Here is a 16,046-nt window from a genome sequence, read left to right on the forward strand (position 1 = left end):
ATCCGGTCGATGGCCGCGGAGCGCTGATGTCTCGCGGCCTTCGCCCTGCGATGGCTCATTCGGTGGCGAAGGCATCCCGCGCGATGCCGATCGCGTTGAGCGCGGCCGGGAAGCCGGCATAGGGGATCATCTGCATCACCGTCTCGACGATCTCCTGGCGCGAGGCTCCGACCCGCAACGCCGCCCGCATATGGACCTTCAGTTGCGGGGCGGCCGTGCCCATGGCGGTCAGGGCCGCGACCGTCGCGAGTTCGCGCGTCTTCACGTCCAGTCCGGGGCGCGCGAATACGTCGCCGTAGGCAAACTCGACGATGTAGCGGCCGAGATCGGGCGCGATGTCGTTGAGGCTCTCGATCACCGCGGCGCCCTGCGGCCCGCTGATGGCCGTGAGCTGGTCCAGACCGCGCCGGTAGCGATCCTGGGTTTTCGATCCGTCAGGCGGTCCCGACCCCTCGGCCAGCGGAAGCGCCGCAGCGCCGGCCATCACGGTGTGTCGATCGCGCGTCATTGGCTGTCTCCACTCTGGGTTTCGCGCTCGCGGTAGTGCGTGATCTTCCCGTCGAGCGCCGCGATCAGCCCGTGAAGCTCGTCCTGGCGGGCGACGAGCGCCGCCCGGTGCGCCTCCAGCATGGCGCGTCGCGCACCGAGGGTGGCGTCCCCCTCCGATCGCAGGCGGCTGTAGGCCAGCCGCTCGCGGATCGGCATGTCCATGGCCTGGAGCTTGCCCAGGAAGCGCGCCCAGGCGAGGTCATCCGCCCCGTAGCTGCGCCGTCCGCCGCCGTCGCGGGCGGTGCGCGGCAGCAATCCGATCCGCTCGTAATAGCGGAGGGTATCGATGCTGAGGCCGCTGCGGATGGAAAAGTCGCTGATCTTCATCGGGCAAGATTCGCTGCGCCGGGGCGGTGTACGTCCTGGAGCGCACTCCAGGTCAATGGCGCCGGCTGCAGCGGCCTTGCTGGACCGAGACGGCGCGCGACGCGATGCACGAACGCTTCGTCAGCCCTCGGAATCCCGGACGTTGCTCCGCCCCTGCTTGATCGTGGCGCGGTTCTTCTTGGCCCCAATGCGCCGCTCCTTGGAGCCCTTCGTGGGCTTCGTGGGACGACGGATCGGCGGCGGCGGCTTGGCGGCCTCCGCCACGAGGTCGACGAGGCGCTGCAGGATCTCCGCCCGGTTGCGCTCCTGCGTCCGGTGCCGCTGCCCGGTGAGCACGAGAACACCGTCCTTGGTCATCCGCCGCCCGGAGAGCCGCACGAGGTTCGCCTTCACCCGGTCGTCGATGGAGGGCGAGGCGAGGACCGGCCAGCGGAGCTGCACGGCCGTCTCGACCTTGTTGACGTTCTGGCCGCCCGCCCCCGAGGCGCGCAGGAACGACATCTCGATTTCATCATCCGCGATGGCGATGCGCGGCGTCACCTGAAGGGACATGGCGACCTCCGGACATGATCCTCCCCTGCGCGGCGCGGTGCGAGATCGGTGCGCGCGCAGGTGCATGCGGGGCTGCGCGCGGGGCTGCGAACGAGGCCCAGGATCGCCATATCGTCTTTCGTGAGCCCCGGATGGCCAACCACAACGGTGTCGGCGCCTCCGGGGTTCAGGCAGCCTCTTCGGGCGTGCGGGCCCGCAGGGCGAGGGCGTGGAGGCCACGCGTGAACGCCTCCTCCATCAGCGCGTTCACCACCCGGTGCCGCTCGACGCGGCTCTTGCCGGCGAACGCGGAGGCGACGATGTCGAGCCGGTAATGGGTCTCGCCCCCCGGCCGTGCCCCGGCATGGCCCGCATGCAGGTGCGATTCATCGATCACGTCGAGCCGCTCGGGCGCGAGTTGCTCCCGCAGCCGCGCCTCCATCCAGTCCCGTAGGGTGCCGCCCGCGCCCGTGCCGTCCGCCATCCTGTCCTCGCGTCGTGTTCGTGGGGCCCCGTCAAGCCCGATCCCGCGCATGCGTCATCAGGCCCGGTGCCCTTGTGTCTTCAGTCCGCCCCCTCATAATCGGCCCGTCATGGATCTCAACTCGCGCCTGTTCGACAGCATCCGGATCAAGCCCTCCTGCGACGAGCCGAAGGCCGCGACCGATGGCCTCTGCGAGAGTCCGGGCTGCACGCGGCCGGGCCTGTACCGGGCGCCCAAGGGCCGGAAGGCGGAGGGCCAGTACTGGCGCTTCTGCATAGATCATGTCCGCGCCTACAACGCGAGCTACAACTATTTCGACGGCATGAACGACGCCGCCGTGCAGGCCTACCAGAAGGACGCGATCATCGGCCATCGCCCGACCTGGGCCATGGGCGTGAACCGGACCGGCGAGGCCAAGCCGGCCGACGAGCCGGTCCGGGACTGGGCCTATGTCGATCCGCTCGGCATCCTGCGGGGCGAAGGCGTGGGCGATGCGCGCCGCCGTGCCCGCCAGCCCGAAGAGCCGCAGAAGCCGCGCCACTCCGCCACCGTGCGCCGCGCCCTCGACGTGATGGGGCTCGACGAGACGGCCGACACGGCCGCCATCAAGGCGCAGTACAAGGTGCTGGTGAAGCAGTTCCACCCCGACGCCAACGGCGGCGACCGCTCGTTCGAAGACCGGCTGCGCGACATCATCCGGGCTCACGACGTGCTGCGCGCGGCCGGGCTCTGTTGACCGGCACGAACGATGCAAGCCGGTTCGCATCTAGGATAGGGCAAACCGCGCGACGCGGCCCTATATGGGATCCATGCCGGTCGGTGGCGCCTGAACGCGCCGCCGTCTAAGGATGGCTCCGCCCCGCCGCGGAGGCCCGGCTCGACGTTCTTCCGCGCGGATGCTTCACTGTTGGGAGTGGAGCGCCCGCGCCTCACGAGGTTCCGAATGCGCTCTGACGATACGCCCGCCCGGCTCCCCGACCGCACCGTCTCCGTCCGCGAGGTCTTCGGCATCGACCTCGACCTGAAGGTCCCGGCCTATGCCGAGTCCGAGGAGCACGTGCCCGATCTCGATCCCGATTACATCTTCGACCGGGAAACGACGCTCGCGATCCTGGCCGGCTTCGCGCGCAACCGCCGCGTGATGGTCACCGGTTATCACGGCACCGGCAAATCGACTCATATCGAGCAGGTCGCGGCCCGACTGAATTGGCCGTGCATCCGCATCAATCTCGACAGCCACGTCTCGCGCATCGATCTCGTCGGCAAGGACGCGATCGTCCTTCAGGACGGCAAGCAGGTCACCGCCTTCCAGGACGGCATCCTGCCCTGGGCGCTGCAGAACAACGTCGCGCTGGTGTTCGACGAGTACGATGCCGGCCGCCCGGACGTGATGTTCGTGATCCAGCGCGTGCTGGAACTCTCGGGCCGGCTGACGCTGCTCGACCAGAAGCGCGTGATCCGCCCGCATCCGGCCTTCCGGCTGTTCGCCACGGCGAACACGGTGGGCCTGGGCGACACGTCGGGCCTCTATCACGGCACCCAGCAGATCAACCAGGGCCAGATGGACCGCTGGTCGATCGTCACCACGCTGAACTACCTGCCGCACGACCGCGAGGTCGACATCGTGCTGTCGAAGGCGGTCCATTACCGGGGCGACCAGGGCCGCGACATCGTCAACCGGATGGTGCGGGTGGCCGATCTCACCCGCAACGCGTTCATGAACGGCGATCTTTCCACCGTCATGAGCCCGCGCACGGTGATTACCTGGGCCGAGAACGCCGACATTTTCCAGGATGTCGGTTTCGCCTTCCGGGTGACCTTCCTGAACAAGTGCGACGAGCTGGAGCGGACGCTGGTGGCCGAGTTCTACCAGCGCGCCTTCGGCAAGGAGCTGCCCGAGAGCGCGGTGAACGTCGCGCTGAGCTGACCCGCATGGAGGAGCCCGTGGCGCGCCCGGCCGAGATCGATGTGATGGACGTGCCGACTGCGTCCTTGTCCGCTCGCACGCGCTACGGGGACGACCTTTATACCTGGGTGCAGGAGCAGGTGGCGCTGCTCCGCGCCGGCCGGGTGGATGCGCTCGACCTCGACAATATCGCCGAGGAGCTGAGCGACGTGGGCAGCGCGCAGTATAGTCAGCTGGAAAGCGCGCTGCGCGTGCTCATCATGCACATGCTCAAGTGGGATCAGCAGCCCGAGAAGCGCACGCCAAGTTGGATCTACTCGATCCGCGAGCAGCGCCTGCGGTACGCGAAGATTCTTCGGAAAAATCCAGGCCTGAAGCCGCATCGCGATACGATGCGGGACGAGATCTACCCGATCTCCCGCAACTGGGCGGCGGACGAGTGCCAGCTCCTGCCGAGCGAGTTTCCACCGGAATGTCCCTATACCTGGGACGATTTGCTTGAGCGCCCCTTCGACTTCGACTCGGTGAAGATGTAGCCCCGCATGTCCATCTCCAACCGCAAGCCCGGCGAGCGCCGCGAACCCGTGGCCGAGCCCCTGAAACGCTCGGTGGCCGGGTGCCTGCGCGCCATCGCCCGGCGCTCCGAGGTCGAGGTCACCTACGCCACCGACCGGCCGGCGCTCACCGGCGACAAGGCCCGCCTGCCCGAGCCCCCGCGCAAACTCTCGGCGCAGGATGTCGCGGTGCTGCGCGGCAATGCCGACGCCATGGCGCTGCGGCTCGGCTGCCACGACATCACCCTGCACCGTCGGTTCGCCCCGGAGAACGCGGCCGCGCGGGCGGTCTACGATGCCGTCGAGCAGGCCCGGGTCGAAGCAATCGGCTCGCGGCGGATGGCAGGTGTCGCCAGCAACATCACGGCGATGCTGGAGGACCGCTACCACCGTGGTGGCAAGTACGAAAACATCACCGACCGGGCCGACGCGCCGATGGAGGACGCCGTCGCCCTGATGGTGCGCGAGCGCCTCACCGGCCAGCAGCCGCCCGAGGCCGCGGCCAAGATCGTCGAGCTGTGGCGCGGGCATATCGAGGCCAAGGCCGGTCCCAACCTCGACGGGCTGCTGGGCTCGATCGAGGACCAGCGCAAGTTCGCGCGCTCGGTGCGCGAGCTCCTGACCTCGCTCGACATGTCGGACGAGACGCCGTTCGACGCCGAGGACGACGAGAACGACGACGAGAACGACAGCCAGGACGACGAGCAGAACCCGAGCGAGGGCGATTCGGAGGAGAAGAGCCAGGGCGAGCGAGCCGAGATCGAAACCTCCGAGGAGGCCTCCGACGAGATCGAGGACGGCGCCCAGGAATCCGAGGACGCACCCTCGGGTGAATTGCCGGACGAGGCCGAAGACGCGGAGGCCGAGGAGGCGTCCGAAGCCTCGCGCCCGCCGCAGCGGCCGAGCAACGAGGCGCGCGGGCCGGAATACCGGGTGTTCAACGCCCGGTTCGACGAGGTCATCCACGCCGAGGAATTGTGCGACGCCGACGAGCTGTCGCGCCTGCGCTCCTACCTCGACAAGCAGCTTTCGCACCTGCAGGGCGTGGTCGGGCGCCTCGCCAACCGGCTGCAGCGACGGCTGCTCGCCCAGCAGAACCGCGCCTGGGACTTCGACCTTGAGGAGGGTCAGCTCGACCCGGCGCGGCTCGTCCGCGTGGTCACCGACCCCTATCAGCCGCTCTCCTTCAAGCAGGAGAAGGACACCAACTTCCGCGATACGGTCGTCACGCTGCTGTTGGACAATTCCGGATCGATGCGTGGCCGGCCGATCACCGTGGCGGCGACCTGCGCCGACATCCTGGCGCGGACGCTGGAGCGCTGCGGCGTGAAGGTGGAGATCCTGGGCTTCACCACCCGGGCCTGGAAGGGCGGTCAGACCCGCGAGGCGTGGCTCGCCGCCGGCAAGCCGCCGAATCCCGGCCGGCTGAACGACCTGCGCCACATCGTCTACAAGTCGGCCGACGCACCCTGGCGGCGCGCGCGAAAAAACCTCGGCCTGATGATGCGCGAGGGGCTGCTCAAGGAGAACATCGACGGCGAGGCGCTCGACTGGGCGCACAAGCGCCTGCTCGGACGGCCGGAACAGCGCAAGATCCTGATGGTGATCTCCGACGGTGCGCCGGTGGACGATTCGACCCTGTCGGTCAACGCCGGCAATTATCTGGAGCGGCACCTGCGCTGGATGATCGAGGAGATCGAAACGCGCTCGCCGGTCGAGCTGCTGGCCATCGGCATCGGCCACGACGTGACGCGCTACTACCGCCGCGCTGTGACGATCATCGACGCCGAGGAGCTGGGCGGTGCCATGACGGAAAAGCTCGCCGAGCTGTTCGAGGAGAACGGCGAGTCGGTGCCGACGGGCCGGATGCTGCGGGCGGCCGGCGGCCGGCGCTGATTGCGTCTGACCTGACGTGTGATCGCTATGTTGGACCGGAGCGCCCCGGCGGCCAGCCCCTGGCGCTCGTAGTAGCGGTGGCCACGCACGTTGGTGACGGGTGTGTCGAGCAGGAGCTTCGCGCACCCGGCCTCTCGGGCGCGTCCGAAGAGATGGGTCAGCATCGCGCCGCCAAGGCGGTGCTTCGTTCCGCCGCTTCGGTCACGAGATTGTCGACATAGAGGTGTCGGCCGTGGATCAGGTTCTCCTCGATCCGCCACCCGGCCAACGCGACCATGCGGCCGCCGCGCAGGCGCACCGCAACCGCGTCGAGCGCGTGCTGGCCGATCTCGGCCTGATGCTCCCGCAATTCTCGGTGCTGACCATGCTGGCGGCCTATCCCAGGCACAGCAACGCCGATCTGGCTCGCCTAGCACTGCTGACGCCGCAGACGATGAGCGTGATCGTGGCGAATCTGCTGAAGGCCGATCTGATCGCGCGGCAACCGCACCGGATCCACGGCCGCATTCAGACGATCGCGCTCACGGTGGCGGGACAATCGCTCCTCGAAGCCGCCAAGGGGCGCGTCTACGCGCTGGAGGCGGAGATGCTGGGCGATCTCGGAACCGCCGAGCAGGCGGTCATCCGGCAATGGCTGGTGCGAATCGCGCGGGCGGACCCAGCATAGCGGCGACCCGTCTTGCCGAACGCGCAAGCGAACACCGCCGCAGCCTCGCGGGCCGCGGCGGGTGTTCAGTTCATCAGCAAATGACGAAGGGCGAGACGCCCGAAACGTCAGGCCGCGACGGCCGGGGTCTCGGCGAGCTTCTTGTGAATCTCGCGCTTCAGCAGGCGGGCGGTCTGCGACAGGTCGCCCTCGCCAGCCTTGATCAGGAAGGCGTCGAGCCCGCCGCGATGCTCCACCGAGCGCAGGGCGTGCGCGGTGACGCGCAGGCGCACCCGCTTGCCGAGCGCGTCGGACTGGAGGGTGACGTTGCACAGGTTCGGCAGGAACCGGCACTTGGTCTTGTGGTTCGAGTGGCTCACGAGGTGGCCGACCTGAACGGCCTTGCCGGTGAGTTCGCAGCGGCGCGCCATGATAAATAACGATCCCGTCTCGTTCCGCTCGAAAGACCCGATCACGGCCAGCGCGATCTTTGCCGCAGCGGGCAGTGCCCGTTGCGTTTTCCAGGTCCGGCGGAGTCCTGTTGAAGGCGCGAGCCTATAGGCGACGCAGGGGCGTCGCGTCAAGGTCCGGTCAGGCGGCAAGCTGCCCGTGCGGTCCAACGGTCTGTTAACCACGATGCCGGGATATAGCCTTCTTCCACCCGCAGGAAGGCGCCTCACCCGGCTTCGGGCGTCGCGAGGATGCCGCCGGGCGGGTGTGTTCGAGAGGGCAGACGCGGGACCCAAGTCCTCGGCCGCCCGTCCTGGGATGCGATCCGGATCATGAGCGCCACGCCTGACCATCGGACGATCAAGTCGCCGACGAAGCACGCCGCCGGACGGCTGGTCGTCGGCGCCCTCGCGGTTGCGGCGCTCGTCGCGCCCGCCGACGTCTCCGCACGCACCGGCCGGTCGAAGCGGGCGGCGGCGCCGGCCGCCACCCTGGCGGTCGATTACAGCATCAACCTCGCCGGCCTGCCGATCGGCACCGCGCGTCTCGCCGGCACCTTCGAGCGCGATCGCTACGTCATGGACGTGTCGGCGGTGCTCACCGGCCTCGTCGGCGCGATCACCGGCGGCAAGGGGTCGGCCCGGGCTTCGGGAACGTTCGCGGCGGCGCCGCAGCCGGGCGCCTTCTCGATCGCGACCCACACGGCCAGTTCCGGCATCGCGGTGCGCATGGCGCTGGCCCACGGGAACGTCGTGCAGGCCGAGATCACGCCGCCGCTCATCGACATGCAGGACCGCGTGCCGGTGACCCCCGCCCACACGCGCGGCATCCTCGATCCGGTGAGTGCCCTGCTGATGCCGGTCCAGGGCCGCGGCGAGCCGCTCGACCCTGAGAACTGCAACCGGACCCTGCCGGTCTTCGACGGTGCGACCCGCTTCAACGTGGTGCTCAGCTACGCCGAGACCCGCCCGGTGCAGAAGCTTGGCTACGCGGGCCAGGTCCTTGTGTGCACCGCCCGCTACCAGGCGGTGGCCGGCCACCGGCCGGACCGGCCGGGGGTGAAATTCATGGAGGAGAACCGCGAGATGTCGGTCTGGCTCGCCCCCGTCGAGGGGACGCGGGCACTGATCCCGCTGCGCATCTCGGTGCTCACCACGATCGGCACCAATATCATCGAGGCGTCCCGCTGGACCCAGGGCGGCACGGCGGGCACCACCGGCACGGCAGGGGCCGCCGGCGCCAGCGTCGCGCAGGCGAGCCTGCAGGGGGAGTAGCGCGCGGGCTTTGACGGGAGGCCGGTTTCCCGGCACGTCCGCTTGGTGCGACAGCCGCGCCAGGGAGGCCAGCGAATGCCCAAGGGCTACATCATCGTCCGGATGACGGTCACCGATCCGGACGCCTACAAGGAATACGCCGCCATGGCCTCCGAGGCCATGCGCAAGTACGGCTGCACGCCGCTGGTGCGCGGCGGTCGCAGTGAGGCGCTCGAGGGCGAGGCCCGGCCGCGCAACGTCGTGCTGCAATTCGAATCCTACGAGGCGGCGCGCGCCTACTATTTCTCGCCGGAATATCAGGCCGCCATCGCCAAGCGCCGGCCGGCGGGAATCGGCGAGGTGGTGCTGGTCGAAGGGGCGGACTGAGCCGCCCCCTCGTCCACCGGTCAGGCCGCCAGCGGGGCTTGGCCGTAATTCGTCGTGTAGGCGTTCTCCACCGCCGGAATGATCTCGACGATCGCGAACCACCGGTCCCAGAACGGCGTCTCGCGCAGGGCCTCGACGACGAGTTCATAGGCGTGATGATCGGCGGCCTCCCAGACCCAGAGGTCGGTCAGGCGGGCGGTGTAGAACTCGGCGTCGTAGAAGCGGAGCCGCACCGTTTCGGCATGCCGCCGCAGGATCGGCTCAAAGGTCTCACGCAACCGCGCGAAGCGATCGTCGATCGGCAAGGCGAGCCATTCGGGGGAGGTCTTCACCAGCATGAAGACGGTGAGCTTGGGGTCGAAGGTCTTGTCGGACATGGGGTTCTGCGCTCCAGAAGTCTGTTGGAACGCCACGATGATGCCTCTGGCCGGGCCTGCGACGTACTCGCGTTCATGAGCGCCGCGCGGCCGCGCCGGCCGGCGCTCAAGCCCCGGAAAAGTCCGGGACAATCGCGCTCGGCCGAGACGGTGCGGACGATCTTGGAGGGCGCGGCTCGCGTTCTCGAGGAAAACGGCCTGGACGGCTACACGACCAACGCCGTCGCCGAGCGGGCGGGCGTGTCGATCGGCTCGGTCTACCAGTACTTCCCCGGCAAGGAGGCGCTGACCGCGGCCCTGCTGGCCCGGGAGACCGCTGTGCTGATTGAGGCGGTGCGCGCAGCGCCGGGCGCCGCGACGCCGGAGGACGGGCTCCGCCTGATCGTTCGGGCTTGCGTCACCCACCAGATGGCGCGGCCTCGCCTGGCGCTGCTTCTCGACCGGGAGGAGAGTCGGCTCCAACTCGCCGACACCCTGGGCTCCGTCGCCGAGGACGTGACAGCTGCGCTGCTGGCCCTGCTGGCACGCCTCGGCGCCGCGCTTCCGGCCGAACCCGGAACTGCCGCGGGCGACCTCTTCGCCCTCGTGCGCGGCATGGTCGACGCCGCGGGCGAGCGCGGCGAGCGGGACAGCGAGGATCTGGAGCGCCGTGTTCTGCGCGCCGTGCACGGCTATCGCGGCGTGCCACAGGCGGTGGCATGAATCTTCACGATTCCCGCGATAATGCGGGATGCGCGCGCCCACCCTCCGAATCGCCCTCGCTCTGACCGCCCTCGCCGGCCCGGCCGCCGGGCAGCCGCTGACCGCCGGCACCACGGAGTCGAGCTGCGGCGGCGACGCCTTCTCCTCCGCCGAGATCGTCCAGCACCGCCGCGGCCCCCTCGTGGCGATGCCCGACACGCTCTGCGCCGACCTCGCACCCCAGCCGGGCACGCCGACGACGCGGGTCGACGTCTACCCGCTCGTCACGCCGCAGGGTGAACCTGTTGGACCTGGAGGCGGTGGCATCCCATATGGGGGGAGATCAAGCCGGCCCTATCGTCCCTGACGCGACCGGCCTCCACAGCCCCTCCCCGCCCGCGCCGCGACGGCGCCGCGACGGCCTTCATCCGAAGGAACCGCCGACCATCGACGCGCTGCTCCGCCCCACGCCCAGCCGCTCGCTGTCCCGCGATGCCCGCGCCCGCGGCGTCATGGCGGTCCTCGGGCCGACCAACACCGGCAAGACGCATCTCGCCATCGAGCGGATGCTCGCGCATCCGACCGGGATGATCGGGCTGCCCCTGCGGCTGCTCGCCCGGGAGGTCTACCTGCGCGTCGTCGCCAAGGTCGGCCCCGACAAGGTCGCGCTGGTGACCGGCGAGGAGAAGATCAAGCCGGACCGGCCGCGCTACTGGATCTGCACCATCGAGGCGATGCCCCGCGACCTCGACGTGGCCTACGTCGCCATCGACGAGATCCAGCTCGCCGCCGACATGGACCGCGGCCACGTCTTCACCGATCGCCTGCTCTACGTCCGCGGCCGGGAGGAGACCCTGCTGATCGGCTCCTCGACCATGCTGCCGCTGGTCCAGAGCCTGATTCCCAACGTCCAGACCACGACCCGGCCGCGGCTGTCGCAACTCACCTTCGCGGGGGAGAAGCGCCTGTCGCGTCTGCCCCGGCGCACCGCGATCGTCGCGTTCTCGGCCGAGGAGGTCTACGCCATCGCCGAGCTGATCCGCCGCCAGCGCGGCGGCGCCGCGGTGGTGCTGGGCGCCCTCTCGCCGCGCACCCGCAACGCCCAGGTCGAGATGTACCAGGCGGGCGACGTGGATTACCTCGTCGCCACGGACGCCGTCGGGATGGGCCTCAACCTCGACGTGGATCACGTCGCGTTCGCAGCGAACTGGAAGTACGACGGCACCCGCTTCCGCAAGCTCACCCCCGCCGAGATGGGTCAGATCGCCGGCCGGGCAGGGCGCCACCTCGCGGACGGCACATTCGGCTCCACCGGGCGCTGCCCGCCCTTCGAGGCCGAACTGGTCGAGCGGCTGGAGGCACACGATTTCGACCCCCTGCGCATCCTGCAATGGCGCAACCCGGATCTGAGCTTCTCAAGCCTGGAGGGGCTGCAGGCGAGCCTGGACGAGCACCCGCGCGAATCGGGCCTGACCCGCGCCCCTATGGGCGAGGATCAGCAGGCCCTCGAGATCTTGATGAAGGAGGACGACGTCCGCGATATGGCGCGCAGCGCCGCCACGGTGCGCCGCCTCTGGGACGTCTGCGGCGTGCCGGATTACCGCAAGGTCCACCCGCAGGTGCATGCCGACCTCGTGGCCCAGCTCTACCGATTCCTCATGAAGGGCATGGCGGGCCGCATCCCCGATGCGTGGTTCGCCGAGCAGGTCGCGATGATCGACCGCACCGACGGCGACATCGATACGCTGTCCCGCCGGATCGCCCACGGACGCACCTGGACCTTCGTGGCAAACCGTCCCGACTGGCTGCGCGACCCAGAACATTGGCAGGGCGAGACGCGTCGGGTAGAGGACAGGCTGTCCGACGCCCTGCACGAACGCCTCGCGAGCCGCTTCGTGGACAGGCGCACAAGCGTCCTGATGCGGCGCCTGAGAGAGAACACGATGCTCGAAGCCCAGATCACCGCCGACGGTGACGTCACCGTCGAGGGTCAGCATGTCGGCCACCTTCACGGATTCCTGTTCGTTCCCGATGCCACCGCGGAGGGTCACGAAGCCAAGACCCTGAGGAGCGCCGCCGATAAGGCGCTCGCCGGGGAGATCGAGACCCGGGCCGACCGGTTCTCGGCAACGGCCGATTCGACCCTCGTGCTCGCGCATGATGGTACGATCCGCTGGACCGGCGCGCCGGTGGCCAAGCTCAACCCCGGCGAGAAGCTGTTCGCCCCGCAGATTCGTCTGCTGGCCGACGACAGCTTGACCGGCGCTCACCGCGAAAAGGTCGAGGCGCGCCTCGATGCGTGGCTGAAAGCCTATATCGTCCGCCTGCTCGGCCCGCTGATGGAGATCGAGACCGCGGCCGATCTCACCGGTCTCGCCAAGGGTATCGGCTATCAGGTGGTCGAGGCGCTCGGCGTCCTGGAACGCTCGAAGGTGGCGCACGAGATGCGCAGCCTCGATCAGGACGGCCGCGGGGCCCTGCGCCGCCACGGCGTCCGCTTCGGCGCCTACCACATCTTCCTGCCGGCCCTGCTGAAGCCGGCGCCGCGCACGCTCGCGGCCCAGCTCTGGGCGCTGCGCAACGGCGGCCTCGACCAGCGCGGCCTCGACGAGATCGCGCATCTGGCCGGTTCCGGACGCACCTCGATCAAGGTCGATCGCGAGATCGCCAAGGGCCTCTACCGCGCGGCCGGCTTCCGGGTGAGCGGCGAGCGCGCCGTGCGGGTCGATATTTTGGAGCGGCTCGCCGACCTGATCCGGCCGGCAATCGCCTACCGGCCCGGCACCACGCCGGGCGCCCCGCCGGACGGCACGGCCGACGGTGACGGCTTCGTGGCCACCGTCGGCATGACCTCGCTGGTCGGCTGCTCGGGCGAGGACTTCGCCTCGATCCTGAAATCGCTCGGCTACAACGTGGAGCCGCGGCCCGGCCCGGCCATCACCGTGCCGCTGGTCCCGGCCGCCGCCACGACACCCGCCGCGACGGCCACCGCCGAAACCGCCTCCGATGAATCGGTCACCGCGCAGGCGGAGGCTGCAGAGATCACCGGCGACGAGGCTCCGGCCGCGGAAGCCGATGGGGCGGCCGAGGCAACCGTTGAGGACGCCGCCGGTGAGGGACCTGCCGCCAAGGCCGCGGCCACGGAGGCCGAGAGCCCGGCAGAAGCCGCCACGACCTCGGAAGCGGCCGACGCGAGTCCCGAGATCGATGAAGGCCCGGCAGTCGATGCGGCCGCGGCTGAGGAACACGAGACGGCCGGCGTCCGGGAAGAGCCCGAGGCCGACGCTGCGCCGCATGTCGAGCCCGGCCCGGAGCCGAAGGCCGCTTCCGAGGCGACGGCACCGGAACCCGCCAGCGAGGCCGAGCCCGTCGAGGTGGCTACCGAGATAGAGACCGCGCCGGAGGCCGACGGGGCCGCGGGTGAAACCTCCGCCGAAGTGCCGTTGATCGAGGTCTGGCGCCTCCAGCGTCACCAGCGTCCGGCCCATCAGCGCCCGCAGAACCGCCCGCGTGGGGCCGGTCGAGGCCGGGACGGCGGCCAGCCCGGTCAGCAACAGGGCCAAAACCGTCCGGACGGCGGCCGGCCCGAGGGTGGCCGGCCGGAGCCGCGCCGCGCCGAGGGTGGCGAGGGCGGCCCGCGTCCCGGGCGGGAGCGTGGCTCCCGTCGCGACCGCTTCGAGGGGACCGGCCGTCCCGAGCGCCGGGACGACCAGCGTGGGGCCGAGCAGCGTAACGCGGGTCCGCGGCCCGACTCGCGGCCGCCACGACGCGAGCGGGCGCCGGATCCGGATTCGCCCTTCGCCAAGCTGGCGGCGCTCAAGGCGCAGCTCGAAGCCGGCGACGGCGGGAAGCGCTGACCCCCGCGCATGCGGGAAGACCGGCAGCGCCTCGACAAGTGGTTGTGGTTCGCGCGCTTCGCGCGGACTCGCTCCCTCGCGGCGCAGCTCGCCACCGGCGGCTTCGTGCGGGTGAACGGGGTACGTGCCGAGAATCCCGCCAAGGGAATCGGCATCGGCGACGTGGTGACCGTGGCCGCGCCGCACGCCACGCTGGCGGTCCGGGTGCTCGATCTCGGCATGCGGCGAGGACCGGCACCGGAGGCGCGTCTGCTCTACGACGACCTGTCGGGCGCAGCCGCTGCGCCGGAGCCCTCCGGGTGATGAGGCCGGGCAACAGCGCTCGGGCGAGGTCGGGATGCGGCGCCCGCGCGCTTGTCAGCCCGGGAGCCAGAGTCTAAGGCCGTTGCCTCCGAAGGCCGGCCCAGAGCCGAGCTGCACCGGCATTCCCTCGCAGTGCCACCCGGGCGTGCGGGCCATCCCGAGGCTCCGCCCGGGCCAAGTCGTGTTTGAGGACGAAGACATCCGATGACCTATGTCGTCAGCGACAATTGCATCAAGTGCAAGTACACGGACTGTGTCGAGGTCTGTCCGGTCGATTGCTTCTACGAGGGCGAGAACATGCTCGTCATCCACCCGGATGAGTGCATCGATTGCGGCGTCTGCGAGCCGGAATGCCCCGCCGAGGCGATCAAGCCCGACACCGAGTCGAACCTCGGCACGTGGCTGAAGTTGAACGCCGACTACGCCAAAACCTGGCCGAACATCACGCAGAAGAAAGAGGCGCCGGCCGACGCCAAGGACTGGGACGGCAAGTCCGGAAAGCTTGAGGCCTACTTCTCGGCCAACCCCGGCTCGGGCGACTGAGCGGGCGCGGCGATCCTCACGCCGTGATGCCGGCCCGAGACAGGCGGGCCGGACCGGGGAAAAGCGGTGGGGTCGTCCGCGCCCGTCGCCCGCGCGGCCTGATCTGCAGCTGGCGAAGCCCAGCCCTGCAACAGGCTCATTTCCCTCCGGCCAAGCCGGTGTAAAACGCGGTATCGCCGGGCACGGATGCCGTCCATGGGCCCGCGCACGTCTTCCGGTATGCTTTGCTCTGCGCGCCAGATTGTGGTAGACAATCTGCCTGCCGTCGCTCGTGCCTGACGTGCCTCCTCCGGTTGAAACACCTTCGATCATCGTGGGTCATAGGAGTGGTACGCGATTGACCGCCGAAAATGTTTCGGCGGGAGGTCCAGGCGTTTGCGCGGTTGCGCCGGGGAATTCCCCGGCCCTTGCACGTGGCGAGGGCTCGGGAGCGGCGAGGCAAACCGGGTGTCCCGCCCGGAAGAACACGGTTTCGTGCGGCGCTGGATGCTGCGCGCCAGTGGAGGCCCTTCTCGCATGACCACAGCCAAGAAGACGACGACCACAGGCCGGCAAGGTTTCAAGACCGGCGAGTCTGTCGTGTATCCGGCCCACGGCGTCGGTCGCATCACTGCGATCGAGGAGCAGGAAATCGCGGGCTACAAGCTTGAGCTGTTCGTCGTCTCGTTCGAGAAGGACAAGATGGTCCTGCGCGTACCGACCGCGAAGGCCAACAGTGTCGGCATGCGCAAGCTCGCCGAGCCGGAGCTGGTGAAGAAGGCCCTCGACCTGCTGACCGGCCGCGCCCGGGTCAAGCGCACCATGTGGTCGCGCCGGGCTCAGGAATACGAGGCCAAGATCAATTCGGGCGACCTGCTCTCCGTGACAGAAGTGGTGCGGGATCTCTTCCGCTCCGAGGCCCAGCCCGAGCAGTCCTATTCCGAGCGTCAGCTCTACGAAGCGGCCCTCGACAGGATCGTGCGGGAGATCTCCTCCGTGAACCGCATCACCGAGACCGAGGCGCTCAAGCTCATCGAGCAGAGCCTCGCGAAGTCTCCGCGCCGGGCCAAGAGCGAGGCCGAGGCCGAGGCGGAGCCCGAGGGCGAGAGCGACGACATTCAGGAAGAAGCCGCCTGAGCGACACGTCTCCCTGCAGCACCGACAGACCCGGCCCTTGCGGCCGGGTTTTTTTATGGGCGCACCGCCTGCCCACCCGGGGCGCGACGTTTTTGCACCCGAGGGTCTGGACTCGCGATCCCCGCCCCCCATGTCACCCTAACGGAACACGAAATCGTGCCCGGCCGCCTGTCGCATTCAACGGCA

19 protein-coding genes are annotated in these 16,046 nt (G+C 69.6%); 13 read left to right on the forward strand and 6 right to left on the reverse strand.

What is annotated here, in order from left to right:
- Nucleotides 1–55 precede the first annotated feature (55 nt).
- The 4 genes from OXS27_RS19195 to OXS27_RS19210 form a co-directional block, all read right to left on the reverse strand.
- Nucleotides 56–508, reverse strand: coding sequence for a carboxymuconolactone decarboxylase family protein (locus OXS27_RS19195; RefSeq protein ID WP_267358272.1), 453 nt, complete (start codon nt 506–508; stop codon nt 56–58).
- Complete coding sequence (locus OXS27_RS19200) at nt 505–876, reverse strand: MerR family transcriptional regulator (protein ID WP_267358273.1); 372 nt, start codon at nt 874–876, stop codon at nt 505–507. The genes OXS27_RS19195 and OXS27_RS19200 overlap by 4 nt, the downstream gene beginning before the upstream one ends.
- Nucleotides 877–996: 120 nt before the next feature.
- Entirely contained in the window at nt 997–1,428 is a 432-nt protein-coding gene (gene arfB / locus OXS27_RS19205) for an alternative ribosome rescue aminoacyl-tRNA hydrolase ArfB (protein WP_267358274.1), read from the reverse strand.
- A gap of 166 nt (nt 1,429–1,594) precedes the next feature.
- Nucleotides 1,595–1,891, reverse strand: coding sequence for a BolA family protein (locus OXS27_RS19210; protein ID WP_243921654.1), 297 nt, complete (start codon nt 1,889–1,891; stop codon nt 1,595–1,597).
- A gap of 109 nt (nt 1,892–2,000) precedes the next feature.
- Here OXS27_RS19210 and OXS27_RS19215 point away from each other — a divergent pair, with 109 nt between their 5' ends.
- From OXS27_RS19215 to OXS27_RS19235, 5 genes are all read left to right on the forward strand, one after another.
- Complete coding sequence (locus OXS27_RS19215) at nt 2,001–2,627, forward strand: DnaJ domain-containing protein (RefSeq protein WP_267358275.1); 627 nt, start codon at nt 2,001–2,003, stop codon at nt 2,625–2,627.
- Between the two features lie 207 nt (nt 2,628–2,834).
- Complete coding sequence (gene cobS, locus OXS27_RS19220) at nt 2,835–3,818, forward strand: cobaltochelatase subunit CobS (RefSeq protein WP_243921650.1); 984 nt, start codon at nt 2,835–2,837, stop codon at nt 3,816–3,818.
- Nucleotides 3,819–3,823: 5 nt separating this feature from the next.
- A complete protein-coding gene (locus tag OXS27_RS19225) occupies nt 3,824–4,333 on the forward strand; it encodes a DUF29 domain-containing protein (protein WP_267358276.1) in 510 nt (169 codons plus the stop codon).
- Between the two features lie 6 nt (nt 4,334–4,339).
- Nucleotides 4,340–6,247 carry a cobaltochelatase subunit CobT gene (gene cobT / locus OXS27_RS19230; protein ID WP_243921648.1) on the forward strand — a complete coding sequence of 636 codons (1,908 nt, stop codon included), beginning with the start codon at nt 4,340–4,342 and terminating at the stop codon, nt 6,245–6,247.
- Between the two features lie 232 nt (nt 6,248–6,479).
- Nucleotides 6,480–6,914, forward strand: a complete 435-nt coding sequence (locus OXS27_RS19235; RefSeq protein ID WP_267358277.1) for a MarR family transcriptional regulator — start codon at nt 6,480–6,482, stop codon at nt 6,912–6,914.
- A gap of 107 nt (nt 6,915–7,021) precedes the next feature.
- On the opposite strand, the gene rpmB is transcribed toward OXS27_RS19235, so the two are convergent.
- On the reverse strand, nt 7,022–7,324 hold the full coding sequence (gene rpmB, locus OXS27_RS19240) for a 50S ribosomal protein L28 (RefSeq protein ID WP_058190906.1): 303 nt from the start codon (nt 7,322–7,324) through the stop codon (nt 7,022–7,024).
- A 351-nt stretch (nt 7,325–7,675) separates the two neighbouring features.
- Between rpmB and OXS27_RS19245 the strand changes: the two genes are divergently transcribed.
- Nucleotides 7,676–8,617: a DUF3108 domain-containing protein gene (locus tag OXS27_RS19245; RefSeq protein ID WP_267358278.1), complete on the forward strand. Its 942-nt coding sequence runs from the start codon at nt 7,676–7,678 to the stop codon at nt 8,615–8,617.
- A gap of 75 nt (nt 8,618–8,692) precedes the next feature.
- Nucleotides 8,693–8,983: a DUF1330 domain-containing protein gene (locus OXS27_RS19250; protein ID WP_243921641.1), complete on the forward strand. Its 291-nt coding sequence runs from the start codon at nt 8,693–8,695 to the stop codon at nt 8,981–8,983.
- 20 nt (nt 8,984–9,003) lie between these two features.
- Here the strand turns inward: OXS27_RS19250 and OXS27_RS19255 are convergent, their stop codons facing one another.
- A complete protein-coding gene (locus OXS27_RS19255; protein ID WP_267358279.1) occupies nt 9,004–9,360 on the reverse strand; it encodes a darcynin family protein in 357 nt (118 codons plus the stop codon).
- Between the two features lie 24 nt (nt 9,361–9,384).
- On the opposite strand from OXS27_RS19255, the gene OXS27_RS19260 reads away from it, so the two are divergent.
- The 6 genes from OXS27_RS19260 (at nt 9,385) to OXS27_RS19285 (ending at nt 15,860) form a co-directional block, all read left to right on the forward strand.
- A complete protein-coding gene (locus OXS27_RS19260; protein ID WP_267358280.1) occupies nt 9,385–10,062 on the forward strand; it encodes a TetR/AcrR family transcriptional regulator in 678 nt (225 codons plus the stop codon).
- Nucleotides 10,063–10,090: 28 nt separating this feature from the next.
- Nucleotides 10,091–10,408, forward strand: a complete 318-nt coding sequence (locus OXS27_RS19265; protein ID WP_267358281.1) for a hypothetical protein — start codon at nt 10,091–10,093, stop codon at nt 10,406–10,408.
- Nucleotides 10,409–10,553: 145 nt separating this feature from the next.
- The gene (locus OXS27_RS19270; RefSeq protein ID WP_267358282.1) at nt 10,554–13,898 is read left to right on the forward strand and encodes a helicase-related protein; all 3,345 of its coding nucleotides are present in this window, start codon (nt 10,554–10,556) and stop codon (nt 13,896–13,898) included.
- A gap of 9 nt (nt 13,899–13,907) precedes the next feature.
- Entirely contained in the window at nt 13,908–14,201 is a 294-nt protein-coding gene (locus tag OXS27_RS19275; protein WP_267358283.1) for an RNA-binding S4 domain-containing protein, read from the forward strand.
- 204 nt (nt 14,202–14,405) lie between these two features.
- Nucleotides 14,406–14,744, forward strand: coding sequence for a ferredoxin FdxA (fdxA, locus tag OXS27_RS19280; RefSeq protein WP_267358284.1), 339 nt, complete (start codon nt 14,406–14,408; stop codon nt 14,742–14,744).
- A gap of 516 nt (nt 14,745–15,260) precedes the next feature.
- A complete protein-coding gene (locus tag OXS27_RS19285) occupies nt 15,261–15,860 on the forward strand; it encodes a CarD family transcriptional regulator (RefSeq protein ID WP_243921627.1) in 600 nt (199 codons plus the stop codon).
- Nucleotides 15,861–16,046 lie beyond the last annotated feature (186 nt).

This window comes from Methylobacterium sp. GC_Met_3, assembly GCF_026540775.1.
In the GTDB taxonomy this organism is placed as follows: Bacteria; Pseudomonadota; Alphaproteobacteria; order Rhizobiales; family Beijerinckiaceae; genus Methylobacterium.